This is a genomic window from Extensimonas perlucida (assembly GCF_007655255.1).
GTDB classification, from domain to species: domain Bacteria; phylum Pseudomonadota; class Gammaproteobacteria; order Burkholderiales; family Burkholderiaceae_C; genus Extensimonas; species Extensimonas perlucida.
In genome coordinates this window covers 323,501-342,411 of sequence record NZ_VMYE01000001.1, presented here as the reverse complement: position 1 = coordinate 342,411, position 18,911 = coordinate 323,501, and the positions used below count along the sequence as shown (strand labels likewise).

At 65.7% G+C, this 18,911-nt stretch carries 21 protein-coding genes; 7 read left to right on the top strand and 14 right to left on the bottom strand.

What is annotated here, in order from left to right:
* Positions 1 to 27: 27 nt before the first annotated feature.
* Together ribD and FK527_RS01825 are read left to right on the top strand one after the other, a co-directional pair.
* Positions 28 to 1,197, top strand: a complete 1,170-nt coding sequence (gene ribD, locus FK527_RS01830; protein WP_144729081.1) for a bifunctional diaminohydroxyphosphoribosylaminopyrimidine deaminase/5-amino-6-(5-phosphoribosylamino)uracil reductase RibD — start codon at positions 28 to 30, stop codon at positions 1,195 to 1,197.
* Positions 1,198 to 1,249: 52 nt separating this feature from the next.
* Positions 1,250 to 1,885, top strand: coding sequence for a riboflavin synthase (locus tag FK527_RS01825; protein ID WP_144729079.1), 636 nt, complete (start codon positions 1,250 to 1,252; stop codon positions 1,883 to 1,885).
* A gap of 80 nt (positions 1,886 to 1,965) precedes the next feature.
* Here FK527_RS01825 and selD read toward each other — a convergent pair whose 3' ends face one another.
* Positions 1,966 to 3,030, bottom strand: a complete 1,065-nt coding sequence (gene selD / locus FK527_RS01820) for a selenide, water dikinase SelD (RefSeq protein ID WP_144729077.1) — start codon at positions 3,028 to 3,030, stop codon at positions 1,966 to 1,968.
* Positions 3,031 to 3,072: 42 nt separating this feature from the next.
* Here selD and mnmH point away from each other — a divergent pair, with 42 nt between their 5' ends.
* Complete coding sequence (gene mnmH, locus FK527_RS01815) at positions 3,073 to 4,191, top strand: tRNA 2-selenouridine(34) synthase MnmH (protein ID WP_144729075.1); 1,119 nt, start codon at positions 3,073 to 3,075, stop codon at positions 4,189 to 4,191.
* Here mnmH and FK527_RS01810 read toward each other — a convergent pair.
* Complete coding sequence (locus tag FK527_RS01810; protein ID WP_144729073.1) at positions 4,139 to 5,284, bottom strand: trypsin-like peptidase domain-containing protein; 1,146 nt, start codon at positions 5,282 to 5,284, stop codon at positions 4,139 to 4,141. The genes mnmH and FK527_RS01810 overlap by 53 nt on opposite strands.
* 104 nt (positions 5,285 to 5,388) lie before the next feature.
* Here FK527_RS01810 and FK527_RS01805 point away from each other — a divergent pair, with 104 nt between their 5' ends.
* Entirely contained in the window at positions 5,389 to 5,811 is a 423-nt protein-coding gene (locus tag FK527_RS01805) for a potassium channel family protein (RefSeq protein WP_144729071.1), read from the top strand.
* 58 nt (positions 5,812 to 5,869) lie between these two features.
* Here FK527_RS01805 and FK527_RS01800 read toward each other — a convergent pair whose 3' ends face one another.
* From FK527_RS01800 to rpsP, 7 genes are all read right to left on the bottom strand, one after another.
* Positions 5,870 to 6,322: a hypothetical protein gene (locus tag FK527_RS01800; protein WP_246072620.1), complete on the bottom strand. Its 453-nt coding sequence runs from the start codon at positions 6,320 to 6,322 to the stop codon at positions 5,870 to 5,872.
* 143 nt (positions 6,323 to 6,465) lie between these two features.
* The gene (locus FK527_RS01795) at positions 6,466 to 7,452 is read right to left on the bottom strand and encodes a CobD/CbiB family protein (protein WP_144729069.1); all 987 of its coding nucleotides are present in this window, start codon (positions 7,450 to 7,452) and stop codon (positions 6,466 to 6,468) included.
* A 211-nt stretch (positions 7,453 to 7,663) separates the two neighbouring features.
* Positions 7,664 to 8,278: a CoA pyrophosphatase gene (locus FK527_RS01790; RefSeq protein ID WP_342778949.1), complete on the bottom strand. Its 615-nt coding sequence runs from the start codon at positions 8,276 to 8,278 to the stop codon at positions 7,664 to 7,666.
* A gap of 185 nt (positions 8,279 to 8,463) precedes the next feature.
* Positions 8,464 to 8,853 carry a 50S ribosomal protein L19 gene (gene rplS / locus FK527_RS01785; protein WP_144729065.1) on the bottom strand — a complete coding sequence of 130 codons (390 nt, stop codon included), beginning with the start codon at positions 8,851 to 8,853 and terminating at the stop codon, positions 8,464 to 8,466.
* A gap of 128 nt (positions 8,854 to 8,981) precedes the next feature.
* Entirely contained in the window at positions 8,982 to 9,764 is a 783-nt protein-coding gene (gene trmD / locus FK527_RS01780; protein ID WP_144729063.1) for a tRNA (guanosine(37)-N1)-methyltransferase TrmD, read from the bottom strand.
* A 37-nt stretch (positions 9,765 to 9,801) separates the two neighbouring features.
* Entirely contained in the window at positions 9,802 to 10,536 is a 735-nt protein-coding gene (gene rimM, locus FK527_RS01775; RefSeq protein ID WP_144729061.1) for a ribosome maturation factor RimM, read from the bottom strand.
* A gap of 84 nt (positions 10,537 to 10,620) precedes the next feature.
* Positions 10,621 to 10,872 carry a 30S ribosomal protein S16 gene (gene rpsP / locus FK527_RS01770; RefSeq protein ID WP_144729059.1) on the bottom strand — a complete coding sequence of 84 codons (252 nt, stop codon included), beginning with the start codon at positions 10,870 to 10,872 and terminating at the stop codon, positions 10,621 to 10,623.
* 230 nt (positions 10,873 to 11,102) lie between these two features.
* Here rpsP and FK527_RS01765 point away from each other — a divergent pair, with 230 nt between their 5' ends.
* Complete coding sequence (locus tag FK527_RS01765) at positions 11,103 to 11,624, top strand: GNAT family N-acetyltransferase (protein WP_144729057.1); 522 nt, start codon at positions 11,103 to 11,105, stop codon at positions 11,622 to 11,624.
* A gap of 9 nt (positions 11,625 to 11,633) precedes the next feature.
* Positions 11,634 to 12,101 (top strand): NINE protein, encoded by a 468-nt coding sequence (locus tag FK527_RS01760; protein ID WP_144729055.1) that lies wholly within the window; start codon positions 11,634 to 11,636, stop codon positions 12,099 to 12,101.
* Positions 12,102 to 12,174: 73 nt separating this feature from the next.
* On the opposite strand, the gene FK527_RS01755 is transcribed toward FK527_RS01760, so the two are convergent.
* The 4 genes from FK527_RS01755 to pgi form a co-directional block, all read right to left on the bottom strand.
* Positions 12,175 to 13,185 (bottom strand): inorganic phosphate transporter, encoded by a 1,011-nt coding sequence (locus FK527_RS01755; protein WP_144729053.1) that lies wholly within the window; start codon positions 13,183 to 13,185, stop codon positions 12,175 to 12,177.
* A 22-nt stretch (positions 13,186 to 13,207) separates the two neighbouring features.
* A complete protein-coding gene (locus tag FK527_RS01750; protein WP_144729051.1) occupies positions 13,208 to 13,855 on the bottom strand; it encodes a DUF47 domain-containing protein in 648 nt (215 codons plus the stop codon).
* 145 nt (positions 13,856 to 14,000) lie between these two features.
* The gene (locus tag FK527_RS01745) at positions 14,001 to 14,363 is read right to left on the bottom strand and encodes a DMT family protein (RefSeq protein WP_144729049.1); all 363 of its coding nucleotides are present in this window, start codon (positions 14,361 to 14,363) and stop codon (positions 14,001 to 14,003) included.
* A gap of 4 nt (positions 14,364 to 14,367) precedes the next feature.
* Complete coding sequence (pgi, locus tag FK527_RS01740) at positions 14,368 to 15,960, bottom strand: glucose-6-phosphate isomerase (RefSeq protein WP_144729047.1); 1,593 nt, start codon at positions 15,958 to 15,960, stop codon at positions 14,368 to 14,370.
* A 172-nt stretch (positions 15,961 to 16,132) separates the two neighbouring features.
* Between pgi and zwf the strand changes: the two genes are divergently transcribed.
* Positions 16,133 to 17,590, top strand: a complete 1,458-nt coding sequence (zwf, locus tag FK527_RS01735) for a glucose-6-phosphate dehydrogenase (RefSeq protein WP_144729045.1) — start codon at positions 16,133 to 16,135, stop codon at positions 17,588 to 17,590.
* Between the two features lie 97 nt (positions 17,591 to 17,687).
* On the opposite strand, the gene glk is transcribed toward zwf, so the two are convergent.
* The gene (glk, locus tag FK527_RS01730; RefSeq protein ID WP_144729043.1) at positions 17,688 to 18,833 is read right to left on the bottom strand and encodes a glucokinase; all 1,146 of its coding nucleotides are present in this window, start codon (positions 18,831 to 18,833) and stop codon (positions 17,688 to 17,690) included.
* Between the last annotated feature and the right edge of the window lie 78 nt (positions 18,834 to 18,911).

The following is an 18,911-nucleotide window of genomic DNA, read 5'->3' as shown; positions in this document are numbered from 1 at the left end:
CAGCGTGCTGCCTTAGCATTCGGCCCCATGGCAAGCACTTTCCACTTCATGCAGCAAGCGCTGCAATTGGCCGAGCAGGCGACATTTCTCTCCAACCCCAATCCACGCGTGGGCTGCGTGATCGTCGATGCGCACGGCCAGGTGCTCGGCCAGGGACACACGCAGCGCGTCGGTGGCCCGCATGCCGAAGTCATGGCCTTGCGTGCGGCGCAAGAGCATGGTCACGACGTGCGTGGCGCCACGGCGTTCGTCACGCTCGAGCCTTGCTCCCACTTTGGCCGCACGCCCCCATGCTGCGATGCGCTGATCCGCTCCGGCATTGCCAAGGTTGTGGTGGCCCAGCAAGACCCGAACCCGCGCGTGGCGGGTCAAGGCATTGCGCGCCTGCAGGCGGCGGGCATAACGGCGCATGTGCTGGCACCCGACGATCCGCTGGCCGTGGCCACGCGCGAGCTCAACATCGGTTTTTTCAGCCGTATGCTGCGCCAAACGCCCTGGGTGCGGCTGAAAGTGGCCGCATCGCTCGACGGCACCACCGCCTTGCACAATGGCAACAGCCAATGGATCACTTCCGCACTGGCACGCACCGACGGCCACGCCTGGCGCGCCCGTGCCAGCGCCGTGCTGACGGGGATAGGCACGGTGCTGGCAGACGACCCACGGCTGGATGTGCGCCTGGTGGAAGCGCCGCGCCAGCCGCACGTGGTGGTGGTGGACAGTCGCCTGCAGACACCGCCCGACGCGCAGCTTTTCGTCCCCGGCCGCGGTGTGTTCATTTATGCCGCTGTGCCGCATGCCGCCAGGCAGGCCGCCCTGGAGGCACGCGGTGCTACGGTGATCTTGCTGCCAGACCAACGCCCGGCCAAGGCCGGCAAGGTGGACCTCGCGGCCATGCTGCGCGATTTGGGCCAGCGTGAGGTCAATGAATTGCATGTGGAGGCCGGACACCAGCTCAATGGCGCGCTGCTACAAGAAGGCCTGGTGGATGAGCTGCTGATTTACCTGGCCCCCAAGCTGCTGGGCCCTGGCCGAGGCATGGCCGATTGGGCGCCCCTGACCGAGCTGGCGCAGGGCATTGCGCTGGAGTTCAAGTCGGCCGATATGCTGGGCCCAGACCTGCGCGTGCTGGCGCGCCTCCCCGGGCGCGACCAGTTTGAGACCCCACTCCGCCAGGGCGGCACGCCTGCGGCGCCTTGACAACGCGTTGAACGGCGACGGGGTTACGCCAGATTCGAGAGAGAATAGCGCCATGTTCACAGGCATCATCACCGGCCTAGGCCGCATCACCACCGTGCAAACCCTGGGCGATTCGCCCACGCATGGCAAGCGCTTGACCATCGCAACCCCGGCGCACTACCTCGACGACGTGGGTTTGGGCGACAGCATCGCACTCAACGGGGCCTGCATGACCGTGACCGCGCTGGACGCGGCGCAGCAGCAATTCAGCGTCGATGTCTCGGCCGAATCGCTCGCCAAGACCGCGGGGCTCGACGCGCCGGGCCCGGTGAACCTCGAGAAAGCCCTGCGCGCCAACGACCGGCTCGGGGGCCATTTGGTTTCGGGCCACGTCGATGGCATCGGGCAGGTGCGCCACTTTGCGCCCGTGGGCGAAAGCTGGGAGCTGCGCATCCTGGCGCCGCAGGAGCTCGCGCGCTATCTGGCCTACAAGGGCTCGATCACCGTCAACGGCGTGAGCCTGACCGTGAACCGCACCGCCGACTTGCCCGCTGGCTGCGAGCTCAGCATCAACCTGATCCCGCACACGGTGCAGAACACGGCCTTGCAGTATCTGCAGGCCGGTGCGCGCGTGAACCTCGAAGTGGACTTGATTGCGCGCTACGTGGCGCGCATGCTGGAAGCGCCACCGCCAGCGCGCGCCGCCTGAATCCTGATAGACCCAGCGGTAGCGCTTCGTACCCCTGCACGGGGGCTGGCTGCTGCCGGGCCGCCCGTTCGCTCTCTCATTCAGAGCACGCACTCAATTCCCGCTGCCGAGCTTTCCAATGGTTGACACATTTCACCGATGGCGGCGGCGTGCGCAAAGCCTGCTTCGTGGAAGGCTTGCAGCACCGCGCCCAGCGCCTCGGGCGCACAGCTCACGAGCAGGCCGCCGCTGGTTTGCGGGTCGGTGATCATGTGGCGCAACCACGGCGGGGCGGCCTCGGGCCACTGCACCTGCGCGCCGTACGATGCCCAGTTGCGGCCCGACGCGCCCGTGACCACGCCTTGCGCGACAAAGCCCTGGGCGGCGGCAATCAAGGGCAGTTGCGCCAGATGCAGGCGTGCCGACAGGCCCGAGCCGCGGCACATTTCAAGCAAATGCCCGCCCAGACCAAAGCCGGTGACGTCGGTCATCGCGTGCACGCCCGCGAGCTCGCCCAGCGCCGCGCCCACGCGGTTGAGCTGGGTGGTGTGGCGCAGCATCTCGGCGTAGCCGGCTTCGTCCAGCAGCCCTTGCTTGAGCGCGGCCGACAGCACGCCCACGCCCAGCGGTTTGCCCAGCACGAGCGCGTCACCCGGCTGCGCATCGGCGTTGCGGCGCACGCGCTCGGGGTGTACCAGGCCCAGCGCGACCAGACCGTAGATCGGCTCGAGCACGTCGATCGAATGCCCGCCCGCAATGGGGATGCCGGCGTCGCGGCACACGGCCGCCCCACCTTCGAGCACGCGGCCTATGACTTCGGGCGGCAGCTTGGCGATGGGCATGCCCACGAGCGCGAGCGCCAAAATGGGGCGCGCGCCCATGGCGTAGATGTCGGAGAGCGCATTCGTGGCGGCAATGCGGCCAAAGTCATACGGATCATCGACGATGGGCGTGAAAAAGTCCGTCGTCGCCACCAGCGCCTGCTCGGCGTTCAGCCGGTACACGGCCGCGTCGTCGCTGGTTTCGGTGCCCACGATCAGCTCGGGCGGCACCAGGCCCTGCGGCGCACGTGCCAGAATCTCGCTGAGCAGGCCCGGCGCGATCTTGCAGCCGCAGCCACCTCCATGCGCAAATTGCGTCAGTCGAATGTTTTGTAACTCCGTCATAGTGCCAGTCATTTTGCCAGCCCTTGCTTTTGCGCCATGGCCATGAACCAGCGTGGCCCCGTTTCCGTGGATGCGCTCCACCGCTTCGATGCCATCATCGACGCACGCTCGCCGGCAGAATTTGCGCGCGACCACATCCCCGGTGCCATCAATTGCCCCGTGCTCGATGACGAAGAGCGCCGCATCGTCGGCACTCTTTACAAACAGCAAGGCCCTTTCGAGGCGCGGCGCGTGGGCGCGGCCATGGTGGCGGCCAATCTGGCGCACCACCTGCGCACGCAGTTTGCCGAGCGCCCGGCGCAATGGCGTCCGCTCGTGTATTGCTGGCGCGGCGGTCTGCGCAGCGGCGCTATGGTGACCTGGCTGCGCATGGTGGGCTGGGATGCCCAGCAACTGGCGGGCGGCTACAAGACCTGGCGCCGGCACGTGCTGCACCAGCTAGCAACCCTGCCGCCGCGGCTCGACCTGCGCGTGCTCTGCGGCCCCACGGGGAGCGCCAAAACGCGTGTGCTGCAGGCGCTGGCGGCGCAAGGCGCGCAGGTGCTGGACCTGGAAGCGCTCGCGCAGCACCGCGGCTCGGTGCTGGGCGCCCTGCCCGGCGTGGCCCAGCCCACGCAGACCGCCTTTGAAACCCGGCTCGCACATGCCATGCAGGCGCTGGACACGCGCCGCCCCATCTTCATCGAAGCCGAGAGCGCACGCATAGGCTGCCTGAATGTGCCGCAGCCCCTGGTGCAGCGCCTGCGCGCCAGCCCTTGCATCGAAATCCAGGCCGACACGCCCGCACGGCTGGATTTTTTGCTGCGCGACTACGCGCACCTGGGCGACGACCCCGCGCTGCTGGCCAAGCGCATCGCGGCGCTCAAGGAATTGCACGGCAAGCAGGTGATCGCACGCTGGCAAGCCTGGGCGCAGGAGCGCGCCTTGGCGCCACTGTTTGCCGAGCTGATAGCGCTGCACTACGACCCGCTGTACGCGCGCTCGCAAAACACCCACCTTTACCAATGGCCGCAACGCCACACTGTGAACACGGAGGCCCTCACGCCAGCGCACATAGACACACTGGCGCGGCAGATTCTCGCCCTGGAAACAGCTGACCGACAGCTGACTAACGCAGCGCCGGGCGTGGCATGCGCGGGCGCAGGTCCGGCACGACCTTGAGCTCCAGCGTTTCATCACCGCGCTGCACGGCGAAAGTGCTAGGTGCCCCCGGCTTGAGCGCCGCGACCATGTTGAGCAGCTCGGGCACGTGCGAAACGGGCTTTCCGTCCACCTGCAAAATCACGTCGCCAGGGCGTATGCCCGCGCGTGCGGCCGGGCCGCCCTGCAACACACCCGTGATGATCACGCCCCGGTTTGCCTTGACGCCGAAGGTCTGGGCCAGTTCGGGCGAGAGTTCATTGGGCTCCACGCCGATCCAGCCGCGCGTCACCTGGCCCTCTTTGACGATGCCTTCGAGCACCTGCCTGGCCGTGGCCACGGGAATGGCAAAGCCTATGCCCATGCTGCCGCCCGAACGCGAATAAATGGCGGTGTTGATGCCCACGAGGTTGCCCTGCACGTCGATCAGCGCGCCACCCGAGTTGCCCGGGTTGATCGCAGCGTCGGTCTGGATGAAGTTTTCGAACGTGTTGATGCCGAGCTGGTTGCGCCCCAGCGCGCTCACGATGCCGCCCGTGACGGTCTGGCCGACGCCGAAAGGGTTGCCTATGGCCAGCACCTGATCGCCCACATCGAGGCCGTCGGAATGGCCCAGCACGATCACGGGCAGTTTGTCGAGGTCGATCTTGAGCACGGCAAGGTCGGTGTCCGGGTCCGTGCCCACCACGCGCGCACGGCTGCGGCGCCCGTCCATGAGCGAGACGTCGATCTCGTCCGCGCCTTCGACGACGTGATTATTGGTGAGGACGTAGCCTGTCGCGCTGACGATCACGCCGCTGCCCAAACCGATCTGGGTCTGGTTGGGGATGTCACCGAAGAAAAAGCGGAACCACGGGTCGTTGGCCCGTGGAGTGCGCACCTCTTTGCTCGTGGTGATGCTCACCACGGCCGGCAGGGCCTTGTGCACCGCGGCACGGAAGCTCCCCGGCGGGGGCGCAGTGCTGGCACTGGGTGGTGCCTCGAACAGCGCCACGCCGGCCCCGGATGACCAGGGAGATTGCCGTACCCAGCCTGGCTGCAAGGTGGCGATCACGAAATACACCGCGACGCATACCGTAACGGTTTGGGCAAACAGCAGCCAGAAGCGTTTCATCGTAGAAAATTCCCAAAAGCATAGTGAATGCGGCGCGGCTATTGTCGCTCAGCCAGGCAATCAATAATGTGCGGGCATACCGCATGCGCGCCCCCACTGCCACCATGAAACGACCCGCCCCATCCAAAAGAATCCACCTGGCCCGGCAGGGCGTGGTTTATTCACTGATTTTGTGTTCGCTGATCCTGGGCTTGGGCGGCATGGGTTTTTGGATGCTCGACCCCCAGGTCGAAACCTTTTCAGACGGCTTATGGCTTGCCTTCACCACCGCCGCCACGGTGGGTTATGGCGATCTGGTTCCGAGCACCCATTTTTCGCGCGTGTTTGCCGTCATCGTGGTGCTGCTCGGGCTGGCCGTGCTGTCGATCGCCACGGCCTCGCTCGCGGCGATCTTCGTCGAGAAAAAGGTGGAGGTCGAAGAAAATCAGATCGAAGAAGCGCTGATGCAGGAACTCATTTTGCTGCGCGAGGATGTGCGCGTGCTGCGCGCCGAAGTGCGCGCGCTGCGCGGTGAAGTGGTGGAGTAGCGCCGGGAGGCGGGAAAGAAGAACCGGGACCCAGGAACCGGCCTCCACAGCGCCCGGCTCAGTCGTGGCGGCCGGCCCCGTTTCCACGGCCATTGCCATGGCCCTTGCCACGCTCGTCCCCATGATCACGGCCATTTTTGCGCCCACGGTCATGAGGATTCTCGTGGGGGCCGTAGCCATCGTGACGGTACGCAGGCGCTGGCCCATAGGCTGGAGGCGCGCGGCGCGACGGCTCTTTCACAAAATACACTGGCTGATCGCATGCGGCGTAGCGAGAGCAGTAACGGCTCCAGTTTTTTGCATGGCCCGGCGGCACGTAGAGATAGATCGGCGAGCGCGGCAGCAGCACGGCAGGGCGATGGATGATCACCGGTTGCGGATAGATCACCGCAGGTGGCGGCCCGTTGCCGATATCGACGCGGCCATAGACGCCCGGCGACAGTTCGCCGCCGACGGTCGCGTTGATGTAAGTCTGCGCGTGGGCACCATGGGCCACTGTCAGAGCCGTCAAGGCCAAAGCGCCGGCCCACGCAGGGCACCCCAAAAATCGAAGCTTCACGATGTTCCTCCCAAAAAAGTGATGGCCGCCGTTTGGAGCAAACCAGGCGCGGGCCCAAGCACCACGGCGCATAAAGGACGTAACTTTGTGTGCCCTCAGCCGAGCAAGCGCGCCAAAGTCAGCAAGGCCAGCAACAGCAGCCAGACGACCACCGAGCGCCACACCAAGCCCACCACACTGCGCAAATGACCGAGTTCGGCCTCGCGCCCTGGCGTGCTGCCGCTGTCGCCCATGTCCGCATCGGCTTCGAAGTCCTGCAACGACGGCACTTCGGCACGGGCTTTGAGCGCGGCGCCCCCCAGGCGCACGTCGATCGCGCCCGCCGTGGCTGCCAGGATCACGCCGTCGTTGTCGTTCGGAAAACGCTGCGCATAAAAACGCCAGCCCTCCACGGCCTCCTCGAAGTCACCCACCACGGCAAAGCTGAGCGCGGTCAAGCGGGCCGGCAGCCAATCGATGAATGCCCACGCCTGCATTGCCGCGCGCTGCAAAGCCTCGCTTGCCGGCTGGACCAAGCTGACGTTTTTGTGGCGCCAAAAGCGCGCGACAAATTCGGCCATGCGGTAGAGCACGGCCCCCGCGGGCCCGAGGCCGAAAGCCGCCAGCAAGGAATAACAGGCGAGCACGCCAAACACATGGCGGTGCGCGGCCAGCACCGAATATTCGATCACATGGCGCACGATCTCGCTGCGCGGCAAGTCACCGACATCGACCTGCTGCCAATGCGCGAGACGCGCGCGTGCCGTGTCTTCGTCGCCTTCTTCGAGGGCATCACGGATGCGCGTGAAGTGGTGGCTGAACTGGCGGAACCCCAGCGTGACGTAGAGCACGGCCACGTTCCACAGCACCGCCACAGGCCAGCCCACCCACTCCAGCAGCAGCCAGTGCACGAGCAGCGCCAGCAATGCGGGCGGCAGCACCGTGAGGCTCCACACCACCCAGCCATGGTGGGCTTTGCCGGCGTCGAAGTTGCGGCCCACGGTCAAGACCCAGGCGCGCAAAGCAGCATGGATAGGGTTGCTACGGGCAAGCGGGCGCGCCTGCTCGATCAGCAAGGCCAGCAAAATGGCGAAAAAGCTCATGGGCCGGAATCATACTGAGGTCGGGCGAGCGCCCATCGCCCGCTGCACCTCAGAGACTGAGAGTTTTTCGGCCGTGGCCGAAAGGCGCATCAAAACGCCACCGATCGAGGCGCAAAGCGCAGCCATAGCTCGGGCTATGGCGAGCATTTGCAACGATGAGCGGGGGTGTTTTGGTGTGCAAGGCGGCAGTGGACGAAAGACTCTCAGCCTCTCAGGCCATCAGAAACCGGTAAAAATTGCGCAGCATGCCTGCCGTGGCGCCCCAGATGTAGTAGCTCTTGCTTCCATATTCATAGGGCATGGAGAACCATTCACGCCGGATTCCGCCAGATTCGTACACATGGCGCCGATGGTGTGCCGGGTTCAGCAAAAATGCCAGCGGCACTTCGAAAACCTCGGCCACTTCATGCGGGTTTGGCTGCAGCTGACCTGGCGGCTGTACCAGCGCCACCACGGGCGAGACGGCAAAGGCCGAGCCCGTGATGTAGGTTGGAAGCAAACCCAGCACTTCGACGACCTCGGGCGGCAGCCCCACCTCTTCCTGCGCCTCGCGCAAGGCGGTATGCACGAGCGAGGCGTCTTCAGGATCGACACGCCCACCCGGAAAGGCCACCTGCCCTGAATGCGAAGACAGGTGCGGCGTGCGCTGTGTGAGCAACACCGTGGGCTCGTCGCGCAAGACGATGGGCAGCAGCACCGCCGCCTGCGCCAGCGGGCGGTTGGCAAACACCGGCTCCTGCGCCACTTCGGGCGTCCATTGCGGCGGCATGGCAAAGCGCGCACGCAGGGCCTCGGGCGTCTGCAGTTGCGCTGGCACGGCAGGCAAGTGGGTATCAATACCGGAAACAGGAACTTGGCGCGGATCGAAACCAGGCTGGGTCAAGGAAGGCGCGCGCGCGTTGGTAGAGGAAGAGTCAGAAGAAGTCACGGCAAAGAGTAAAAGCCGCGGCACAAATAAAAAAGCCGCTACAGCACCTACTGTAGCGGCTTGTGCGCGATGGCGCCTGCGGCTTATTCGGCGGCTGCAGCGCTGGCCGAGGCCTTGCGTGCCGGCAGCTTTTCCTTGATGCGTGCCGACTTGCCGCTGCGCTCGCGCAGGTAGTAGAGCTTGGCGCGGCGCACGTCGCCGCGGCGCTTGACTTCGATGCTCGCGATCAGCGGGCTGTAGGTCTGGAAAGTGCGCTCAACGCCTTCACCGCTGGATATCTTGCGCACCGTGAAGCCGCTGTTGAGCCCGCGGTTGCGCTTGGCGATGACCACGCCTTCGTAGGCCTGCACGCGCTTGCGCGTGCCTTCGACCACGTTGACGTTCACGACCACGGTGTCGCCGGGGCCGAATTCGGGGATGTTCTTGTTGAGGCGGGCGATTTCTTCCGCTTCGAGGATTTGAATCAGGTTCATGTGTGCCATCCAAGGATCATGTCCGCGCCAAGAGTGGCTGCGCCGGGATTGACGCTTCGATGTTTTACAAGAGCAATTATGCGATTTTGCTCGCAAAACGGCCGGACAGAGGATCGAAAAGCCGGCGATTATAGCAAGCCCGCCGTATTTTCTTGCAGGGTTTTTGCAAGAATGGCCTCATCCTCGGCACTCAGGCGCCCCGCCGTACGCGTCGCATCGATCAGGTCGGGGCGGTGCCTGGCCGTGAGGCTCAGACGCTCGGCGCGCCGCCAGCGCTCGATCTCGGCGTGGTGGCCGGACAGCAGCACGGCGGGCACGGCGCGACCGGCCCATTCTTCGGGGCGGGTGTAGTGCGGGCAGTCGAGCAGCCCATCGAGCGCCTGGCTGAAGCTGTCGTAGGCGTGGCTTTGGGCGTCGTGCAACACGCCGGGTTGCAAGCGCGCCACGGCGTCGAGCAGGGCCATGGCGGCGATCTCGCCGCCGGAGAGCACAAAGTCACCCAGGCTGATCTGCACATCGACGTGCGCGTCGATGAAGCGCTGGTCTATGCCCTCATAGCGGCCGCACAGCAGGATGGCGCCGCTGCTCGCGGCCCAGCGCTCGACCTGCGCCTGGTTCAGCGTCTTGCCTATAGGCGAAAACAGCAGCACAGGCGCCTGTGCGCCTTCGCCTTCGCGCCGCGCCGCGCGGATTGCCGCAAGGCAGCGCGCGAGCGGCTCGGCCAGCATCACCATGCCCGGCCCGCCGCCGAAGGGCCGGTCATCGACGCGGCGGTACGCGCCCTCGGCATAGTCACGCGGGTTCCACAACTGCACCTGCACCTGGCCACTGGCGTAGGCGCGGCGCGTCACGCCAATGGCCAGAAAGGGCGCAAACAGCTCGGGGAACAAGGTGATGATGTCGAAGCGCATGCGGCAGTCTGAGCAAGACTATCGGGGCCCAAGGGGCTCAGTAATCGGGCTGCCAATCGACGAAGATGCGCCGCGCCGCGAGATCGACCCGATCGACGTAGGCCGAGACGAAGGGAATCATGCGCTCTAGGAGCCTGTCGGACTTTGGAATCGTCGGCTGCGAATGCGCCGCAGCGGCCCATTTTTTACTGTCTTCTTGCCCCATAGCACCACTATGGAGCGGCGAATCCGGCAAAAACTGGCCTCGCTGGGGCGCATTCTCGCTTTCGACGCCCAAAGTCCGACCGACTCCTTGCGCTTTGCCTTCTTGCTGGTAGCTCAGCACGAGCACGGTTTGCGGGCCTGTGGAGAGCAGTTCGCGCACTTCGCCCAGCTCCACGCCTTCACGGTTGACCACGGCCAGGCCGATGAGATCGACCCAGTAGTATTCGTCGGCGCCGGTGCTCGGGAAGCTCGAGCGCGGCACGAAGACGCGCGCGCCGCGCAGGGCTTCGGCAGCGCCGCGGTCGGGGATGTCCTGCGCCCAGGCGACGATGGTGTCCGCGTGCTCCTTGGCCTCGCGGATGCGCAACAGGCGCGTGCCTTCGAAGCCGCGCACGCCGCGCTCTGCGGGCTGCAAGTACCAGCGCTTGGACGAAAACAAGGCCTCGGGCGCGGCGCTGTAGGGCAGCACCTTGAACCAGCCCTTCACACCCCACGCGTCCGCGATGCGCCCGACTTCCACGGCGTCGGCGGGCAGGTCAACCAGATCGAGCGGCAAGGCGGCGGACATAACAAAGAAGGAACGAAGCCCCAGGGAAAAGAAAAAACGGGCCCGTCAGCCCGAGCCAACGGAGCCCGCTGCGCGCGCCAAAGCTCAGGCTGCCTGCTTGGCAGCTTGCTTGATCAGGCGATCGACCGTGGGCGAGGCTTGTGCGCCCACACTCTTCCAGTAGGCCAGCCGGTCCTGGGCGATACGCAAACCCTCTTCGCCTTCTTTGGCTACGGGGTTGTAAAAGCCCAAGCGCTCGATGAAGCGCCCGTCGCGGCGCACACGCTTGTCGGCAACGACGATGTTGTAAAACGGACGGCCCTTGGAGCCGCCGCGGGAGAGTCGAATGACGACCATGTTGATTTATCCTCGGGGGTACAAAAACTCGCGCCACAAACCCAGCAAAAACCGTCTGTATGCGTCGAGCCTCGGTTTCATGCCGCCCTGAGCCAAAGCCATGACCCAAAACGGCGATTGCGCAGCGTTGAGACACGCGGCATGACCACCCAGCCAGCCACACGCTGCAAAGCCGCTGATTATATCGAGTCCGGCCGATTGACATTCCTGGTTTTCCCCGCTCGCACTCCATGCTCTCCATCCGCCCCTGCTCCTCTGACGACCTGGCTGCCGTCACCGCCATCTATGCCCACCATGTGCTGCACGGCACGGGCACCTTCGAAATCGAGCCGCCCGACGCCGCCGAAATGTTGCGGCGCCACGCCGAGGTGCAAGCCCGCGGGCTGCCCTGGCTGGTAGCGGAAAACGAGGGGCAAGTCCTGGGCTTTGCCTACGCCAACTGGTTCAAGCCGCGCCCGGCCTACCGCTATTGCTGCGAGGATTCGATCTACCTCGCAGACGCGGCACGCGGCCAGGGGCTGGGGCGGGTGCTGCTCGCGGGGCTGGTCGAGCAATGCAAGGCCCGCGGCGTGCGCAAGCTGCTCGCGGTGATCGGCGACTCGGCCAACGCGGGCTCGATCGGCGTGCACCGGGCGCTGGGTTTCACCGACGTGGGCATCGTGCGCTCGGCCGGCTGGAAGTTTGGCGCCTGGCGCGACATCGTGCTCATGGAAAAGCCCCTGGGCGATGGCGACCGCAGTTCGCCGGAATAATCGCGCACCATGTCCACGAAAAAACCCACAACCAAGAACAAAACCATCGCCGCCTGGCTCGCCTTCGTGGGCGGGCCGCTGGGGCTGCACCGTTTTTACCTGCACGGCCTGGGCGACTGGCTTGGCTGGCTGTTGCCCATTCCCACGGCGCTCGGGCTCTATGGCATGGAGCGCGTGCAGCAGCTGGGGCAGGACGACGCGCTGAGCTGGCTGCTGATCCCGCTGCTGGGCTTCACGATCGCGGGCTGCGCGCTGCGCGCCATCCTGTACGGGCTCATGACGCCCGAGAAATGGAACGCGCGCTTCAACCCGCAGATCGCGCCCGACGCCGCACCTGGGCGCACGAACTGGTTCACGATCTTCGCCATCGCGGGCGCGCTGATGGTGGGCACGGCGGTGCTGATGGCGAGCATCGCGTTCAGCTTTCAGCGTTATTTCGAGTACCAGATCGAAGAGGCACGCCGCATTTCGCAGTGAGCTCGAAAATACTAATGAAACATGGCTTTAGCGCTTATCCATCAAGCGCCAAAAGCTATCAATAGAAGAGCAATCAATAAAGCTGCAAGCTCAGCCAATACGCAATGGCGGCGACGAAGGCGCTCGCCGGGATGGTCAATATCCACGCCCAGATGATGTTGCCCGCCACGCCCCAGCGCACCGCGCTTGCGCGTTGCGTCGAGCCTACGCCGACGATGGCGCCCGTGATGGTGTGCGTGGTCGACACCGGAATACCGAGCGCGGTCGCGAGAAACAGCGTCAGCGCCCCGCCCGTTTCCGCGCAAAAGCCGCCCACGGGCTTGAGCTTGGTGATACGCTGGCCCATGGTCTTGACGATGCGCCAGCCACCAAACATGGTGCCCAGGCCTATGGCCAGGTAGCAGCTCACTATGACCCATGTAGGCGGCGCCGCATCGCCCGCAGAGGCATAGCCCGTGGCGATCAACAGCAGCCAGATCATGCCCATGGTCTTTTGCGCGTCGTTGCCGCCATGCCCAAGGCTGTACGCGCCCGCCGACAGCAGTTGCAGGCGCCGAAACCAATGGTCGACGCGGCTCGGGCGCGTGCGCCGGAAAATCCAGGCAACCAGCACCATCATGAGCGAGCCGAGCAAAAAGCCGAGCAGCGGCGAGACGAAAATGAACAGCACCGTCTTGAGGATGCCCGCGCCAATCAGCGCGCCCGCGCCGGTCTTGGCGATCACCGCGCCCACGATGCCGCCGATGAGTGCGTGCGAGGAGCTGCTCGGAATGCCGTACAGCCAGGTGACGATGTTCCAGGTGATGGCACCCACGAGGGCGCCGAACACCACGTGGGTATCGACCACCCCTGGCTGCACGATGCCCTTGCCGATCGTGGCGGCCACGCTGAGGTGGAACACGAACACCGCCACCACGTTGAAAAACGCCGCGAACAACACCGCCTGCGCAGGCTTGAGCACGCCGGTAGAAACGACCGTGGCGATCGAATTCGCGGCGTCGTGAAAGCCGTTCATGAAGTCGAACAGGATCGCGAGCGCGACCAGCAGAATCACCACCCAAAGGGCTGTAGGGACGGTTTGCATGCGCCTTGGCTCCCTGCCCTGCTCAGGAGTTTTCGAGGACGATGCCCTCGATGATGTTGGCCACGTCTTCGCACTTGTCGGTGATGGTTTCGAGCAGCTCGTAGATGGCCTTGAGCTTGATCACCTCGCGCACATCGGGTTCCTCACGGAACAGTTTGCTCATGGCCGCGCGCATCACGCGGTCGGCATCGCTTTCGAGGCGGTCGATTTCTTCGCAGGTCTTGAGTGCGGCCTCGGCCACGGCGGGCTCGGCGATTTTTTCGAGCAGGTGCACGGCGTCGCGCAGGCGCTCGCAGCACTTGACGCTCAGATCGGTGAGGCGCGAAATCTCGACCGTCATGTGGCGCACGTCATACAGCGCCATGGTCTCGGCCGAGTCCTGGATCAAATCGGCCACGTCGTCCATGGTGTTGATGAGCGAGTGGATCTGCTCGCGGTCTATGGGTGTGATGAAGGTCTTGTGGATGCTTTTGTTGACCTCGTGCGTTACGCGATCCGCGGCACGTTCGGCGTTATCGACATCCTGGTTGTATTTTTCGCGCAGGTGCAGGTCGTTGTAATGCGCCACCAACTGGGCAAAGGCATGGGCAGCCTCGACGATGCGCTCGGCATGCTGGTCGAACATCTTGAAAAAATTGCCTTCGCGTGGCAACAGCTTGCCAAACAGCATGGGCGGGGCTCCTGTGGGAAAACATGGGTTTCGCGAGCCCAAGACGGGTCGGCGAGGGTGAAGACTTGTGACAATTTCGTGACACACGAGTTTAACCGCGCAGATTGCGCGGAAAACCGAGCTGCGAAACCACTGCTGCTCTGCGTCAGGCCCCGCGAAAAACGAAATGCACCGCACCGACCATGCACAGTGCCGCCCAGAGGTAGTCCCAACGCAGCGGCTGACCGAGGTAGAACACCGCAAACGGCATGAACACCGTGAGCGTGACGACCTCCTGCAGGATCTTGAGCTGCCCCACGTCGAACCGGGTGAAGCCGATGCGGTTTGCCGGCACCTGCAGCAGGTACTCGAACAAGGCGATGCCCCAGCTCACGAGCGCGGCCACATACCAGGGCGCGGTGGCAAGGTTCTTCAGATGCCCGTACCACGCAAAGGTCATGAAGACATTGCTGGCCACGAGCAGCAGCACGGTCTGCAAAGGAACGGGCAGGGACTGGAAGAGCTGCACGGATTCACACTCCCTCTCGGCGGCGCAACCGCTGCAACAGCCCCGCGGTCGAGGCGTCCAGGCCCGTCGCGTCACCGCTTGCCAGGCGCGGCTCGAGCTCGCGCGCGAGTACCTTGCCGAGTTCCACGCCCCACTGGTCGAAGCTGTTGATGCCCCAGAGGCTGCCGCTCACGAACACGCGGTGCTCCTGCAGGGCGAGCAAGGCGCCGAGCGCGGTGGGCGTGAGCGCGTCGAGCACGATGAAGGTGCTGGGCCGATTGCCCGGAAAGTCGCGGTGCCCGTCGCCCACCATCTTGCCCTGCATCAGCGCCTGCGCCTGCGCCAGGGCGTTGGCGAGCAGCTTTTCGTGGTGGCCGGGCAGCGGGTGCGTGGGCGTGCGCACGGCGATGAATTCGAGCGGCACCACGTCGCTGCCCTGGTGCAGCATCTGGAAAAACGCATGCTGGCCGTTGGTGCCGGGCTCGCCCCACAGTACAGGCGCCGTGCCGAGCGCGAGCGGCTTGCCGTCCAGCCCCACGCGCTTGCCGTTGCTCTCCATTTCGAGCTGCTGCAAATACGCGGGCAGGCGCCGCAGCGCCGCGTGGTAGGGCGCGACGCAGCGGCTCGTGAAGCCGTGAAAATTGCGATACCACAGGTCGAGCAAGCCTAAGCGCACGGGCAGGTTGGCGGCCCAAGGCGCGCTGCGAAAGTGCTCGTCCATCGCGTGCGCGCCCGCGAGCAGCGCGCGAAAGCCCTCGGCGCCGATGGCGATCGCGAGCGACAAGCCGATGGCCGACCACAGCGAATAGCGCCCGCCCACCCAGTCCCAAAAGCCGAAGGTGGTGGTGATGCCCAGCGCGCGCGCCGCTTCAACATTGGTAGTAAGCGCCGCAAAGTGGCGCGCCACGTCGCGCCCGCCCTGCGCGGCAAACCAGGCCAGCGCCGAATGTGCGTTGGTCATGGTCTCGATGGTGGTAAAGGTCTTGGAGGCGATCAGAAACAGCGTGCGCTCGGGGCGCAGCGTCTGCAGCGTGGTGTGCAGCTCGTGCCCATCGACGTTCGAGACGAAATGAAAGCGCTTGCCCGCAATGCGCTGCGCCTCGAGCGCGAGCACGGCCATCTGCGGGCCGAGGTCGGAGCCGCCGATGCCGATGTTGACCACGTCGGTGATGGCCGCGTCGGCACGCTGCGCCTCGGCGTAGGCGAGCATCGCGTCGAGCGTGGCGTGCACCTGCGCGAGCTCCTGCGCCACCTGCGGCAAGTCGCCGGGCAGCGCCAGCCCTTTGGGGCGGCGCAGCAAGGTGTGCAGCACGGCGCGGCCCTCGGTGGTGTTGATGGGTGCGCCCGCAAACATCGCATCGCGCCGCTCGGCGAGGCGGCAAGACTGCGCGAGCGCGAGCAGCAGCGCCTCGGCCTCGCGGTTCCAGAGGTTCTTCGACAGGTCGGCGAACAGGTGCGGCGCCTCCTGGCTGAAGTGCGCAAAGCGCCCCGCGTCTTCGGCAAAGGCGCGGCGCAGGTCGAAGCCTGGCCCCTGCGCGGCAAACAAGGCTTGCAGGCGCGGCCACTCGGGCGCGTGGTCGCAGGGCACAAAGGGCGGCAGGGAGCTCGTAGGGTTCATGGTCAAAAAGCACTCCAAGGCTTATGGGTAAGGCGCAAGCAGCTTCCATTTTCAGAGTATTGGCAGGCGCTGCAAGGGCATGACACACCGGGGCAGCCGCATGCCACATGGCAAGGGTACACTGCGCCGCAGGGCCTTTCGTGACGGATGGCCGCACGCGCAGGAGCACCCCATGGGATTCGACCTCGTCTTGTTCGGCGGCACGGGCGATCTGGCCTGGCGCAAGCTCATGCCGGCCTTGTTCCAGGCCTTTCGCCACGGCACGCTGCCCGCAGGCGGGCGCATCATCGCCGTGGCGCGCGACACGCTCAGCGACGAACAATACCGCCGCCTGATGTACGAGCGCTTCGACAAGGTCGAGCTCGCCAAACGCCCTACGCCCGACGAATTCGCACGCTTTGCGCAGCTGCTGCACTACCTGCGCATGGACTTGTCGCAGCCGCAGGACTACGCGCAGCTCGCCGCGCTGCTGCAGGCGCGCCAGGCCGACACCGTGGTGATGTACGTGGCGACCGCGCCCAGCCTGTTCACCACCGTGTGCGAGCAAATCGCCGCCGCAGGGCTCAACGGCCCGGCGACGCGCGTGGTGCTCGAAAAACCGCTGGGGCACGATCTGGCCTCGAACCAGGCCATCAACGCCACCTTGCGCCGCGTGCTGCGCGAAGACCAGGTCTTTCGCATCGACCATTACCTGGGCAAGCCCTCGGTGCAAAACCTGTTTGCGATGCGCTTTGGCAACGCTTTGTTCGAACCGCTGTGGCGGCGCGAGACCATCGCCAACATCGAGATCACCATCGCCGAAGACCTGGGCGTGGAAACGCGCGGCGCCTTTTACGACCAGACCGGCGCGCTGCGCGACATGATCCAAAACCACGCGCTGCAGCTGCTGTGCGCGATCGGCATGGAGCCGCCGATCAACGCCAGCGCCAACGCCATCCGCGACGAAAAGCTCAAGGTGCTGCAATCGCTCAAGCCCTGGGACGAGGCCACCATAGGCCAGAACGTGATCCGCGGCCAATACGCCGCAGGCATGGTGCGCGGCCAGCCCGTGCCCGGCTACCGTGAAGAAAAAGGCGTGGCGCCGGACAGCAACACCGAAACCTTCGTCGCGCTGCGCACCGAGATCATGAACTGGCGCTGGGCGGGCGTGCCGTTTTACCTGCGCACCGGCAAGCGCCTGGCCGAGCGCAGCGCGCAGATCATGGTGCACTTTCGCCCCGTGCCGCACCACATCTTCAAAACCCCGGTGGACGCGGCCAACCGCCTCGTGATCCACCTGCAGCCGCAGGACGGCCTGGACTTGCGCCTGCTCGCGCAGGGCGCGACGCAAGCGCAGAGCGTCGAAACCATCCTCACGCCAGTGAGCCTGAACCTCGACTTCGCCCAGCGCTTCGGCACCGAGCGCGTGGGCGCCTACGAACGCCTGCTGCTCGACGTGATCGCCGGGCGCCTGAACCTGTTCGTGCGCAGCGACGAGCAGGAAGAAGCCTGGCGCTGGGTCGAACCCATCCTCGAGCACTGGCGCCGCGACCCCACAGGCCCGCGCCCCTACGCCGCCGGCAGCTGGGGCCCAAGCGCCGCGAGCGCCATGATCGCGCGCGACGGCTTTTGCTGGAGCGAGGAGGTGTGAGCCCGGCTGCAGAAATTGGGGTCAGATTCCAATTATTCAAAAAGCTAGCAGCCAGCGCTTGCTGCATCTGCGCAAACGGCCAAAATGATATGAATTGCTAAGACGGCTGCGGCCGATCGAGCGCGCGTGCCGCGCCGTACAGTGCCGGGGCCGCGTCGGGGTCTATGACCCAGCAGGGAATCGGCGCCAGGTACGCCTGAAAGCGCCCTTTGGCCTCGAAGCGCGCGCGAAAGCCCGACTGCTCGAACCACGTGCCCAGGCGCGGCACGATGCCGCCGCCCAGATACATGCCGCCGCGCGCGCCCAGCGTGAGCGCCAAATCGCCCGCCACCGTACCCAAAAAGCCGCAAAACAGTTCGAGCGCCTGCAAAGCCAGCGCGTCGCGCGCGTCACCCGCATCGAAGGCCAGCGCCGTGACCTGCGCCGCTTCAGTCACCTCCGCGCCGCCTGGGAGCCTGTCGGACTTTGGAATCGTCGGCTGCGAATGCGCCGCAGCGGCCCATTTTTTACCGTCTTCTTGCCCCATAGCAGCACTATGGGGCGGCGAATCCGGCAAAAACTGGCCTCGCCGGGGCGCATTCTCGCTATCGACGCCCAAAGTCCGACAGGCTCCTAGGCCCGCGTGTTCGCGCAGCGCGTGGTACAGATCAACCAGCCCCTGGCCGCTGAGCACGCGCTCGGCCGATACGTGGCCGTAGCGCCGCTGCAGGATGCGCAGCAGCTCCCATTCGAGCGGCGTCTGCGCGGCCAGCGTGGCGTGACCGCCCTCGCCTGCGAGAGGGATGTCCTTGCCGTCGGGCGCAAACACCAGCCCCGACACGCCCAGCCCCGTGCCCGGCCCGAGCAGCCCCACGGCCGCCCCCGCTTGCGGCGCGCCGCCGCCGACCTGGCGCAGCATCTGCGGCGTGAGCAATGGAATGGCAAGCGCGAGCGCCGTGAAGTCGTTGAGCACGACGAGCCGCCGCAGCCCCAGCGCCGCGTGCAATGCGCTTTGCGAAAAGCTCCAGTCGCGGTTGGTCATGCGCACCGCGTCGCCCGTCACGGGGTTGGCGATGCCCAGCGCAGCCTCCTCGGGCACGGAGATGCCCACCTCGGCCACATAGGCGCGGATCGCCGCTTCGAGCGAGGCAAACTGCGCGCAGGGCCGCACCCACAGGTCGTGCAAGGCGTCGCCGGCCCCGGCCTGCCAGGCCAGGCGGATATTGGTGCCGCCGATGTCGGCGAGCAAGCGCGTGTGCGCCATAGTTTCCCTTTCAAAAATCTGTCGAATGCAGGCAGCCCCGCGCGCTGGGCGGCTGCAGCGGACAGCCCCGAAACCGTC

Coding starts and splice junctions, on each gene's coding strand:
- FK527_RS01810 (WP_144729073.1), bottom strand. CDS start 5,284: ATGAAACGCTTCTGGCTGCTGTTTGCCCAAACCGTTACGGTATGCGTC.
- FK527_RS01765 (WP_144729057.1), top strand. CDS start 11,103: ATGCTCTCCATCCGCCCCTGCTCCTCTGACGACCTGGCTGCCGTCACC.
- glk (WP_144729043.1), bottom strand. CDS start 18,833: ATGGCGCACACGCGCTTGCTCGCCGACATCGGCGGCACCAATATCCGC.
- trmD (WP_144729063.1), bottom strand. CDS start 9,764: ATGCGCTTCGACATCATCACCTTGTTCCCCGAGCTGTTTGCGCCCTTT.
- mnmH (WP_144729075.1), top strand. CDS start 3,073: ATGAACCAGCGTGGCCCCGTTTCCGTGGATGCGCTCCACCGCTTCGAT.
- FK527_RS01795 (WP_144729069.1), bottom strand. CDS start 7,452: ATGAGCTTTTTCGCCATTTTGCTGGCCTTGCTGATCGAGCAGGCGCGC.
- FK527_RS01825 (WP_144729079.1), top strand. CDS start 1,250: ATGTTCACAGGCATCATCACCGGCCTAGGCCGCATCACCACCGTGCAA.
- FK527_RS01750 (WP_144729051.1), bottom strand. CDS start 13,855: ATGCTGTTTGGCAAGCTGTTGCCACGCGAAGGCAATTTTTTCAAGATG.
- FK527_RS01755 (WP_144729053.1), bottom strand. CDS start 13,185: ATGCAAACCGTCCCTACAGCCCTTTGGGTGGTGATTCTGCTGGTCGCG.
- rplS (WP_144729065.1), bottom strand. CDS start 8,853: ATGAACCTGATTCAAATCCTCGAAGCGGAAGAAATCGCCCGCCTCAAC.
- FK527_RS01805 (WP_144729071.1), top strand. CDS start 5,389: ATGAAACGACCCGCCCCATCCAAAAGAATCCACCTGGCCCGGCAGGGC.
- ribD (WP_144729081.1), top strand. CDS start 28: ATGGCAAGCACTTTCCACTTCATGCAGCAAGCGCTGCAATTGGCCGAG.
- rimM (WP_144729061.1), bottom strand. CDS start 10,536: ATGTCCGCCGCCTTGCCGCTCGATCTGGTTGACCTGCCCGCCGACGCC.
- zwf (WP_144729045.1), top strand. CDS start 16,133: ATGGGATTCGACCTCGTCTTGTTCGGCGGCACGGGCGATCTGGCCTGG.
- FK527_RS01760 (WP_144729055.1), top strand. CDS start 11,634: ATGTCCACGAAAAAACCCACAACCAAGAACAAAACCATCGCCGCCTGG.
- rpsP (WP_144729059.1), bottom strand. CDS start 10,872: ATGGTCGTCATTCGACTCTCCCGCGGCGGCTCCAAGGGCCGTCCGTTT.
- pgi (WP_144729047.1), bottom strand. CDS start 15,960: ATGAACCCTACGAGCTCCCTGCCGCCCTTTGTGCCCTGCGACCACGCG.
- selD (WP_144729077.1), bottom strand. CDS start 3,030: ATGACGGAGTTACAAAACATTCGACTGACGCAATTTGCGCATGGAGGT.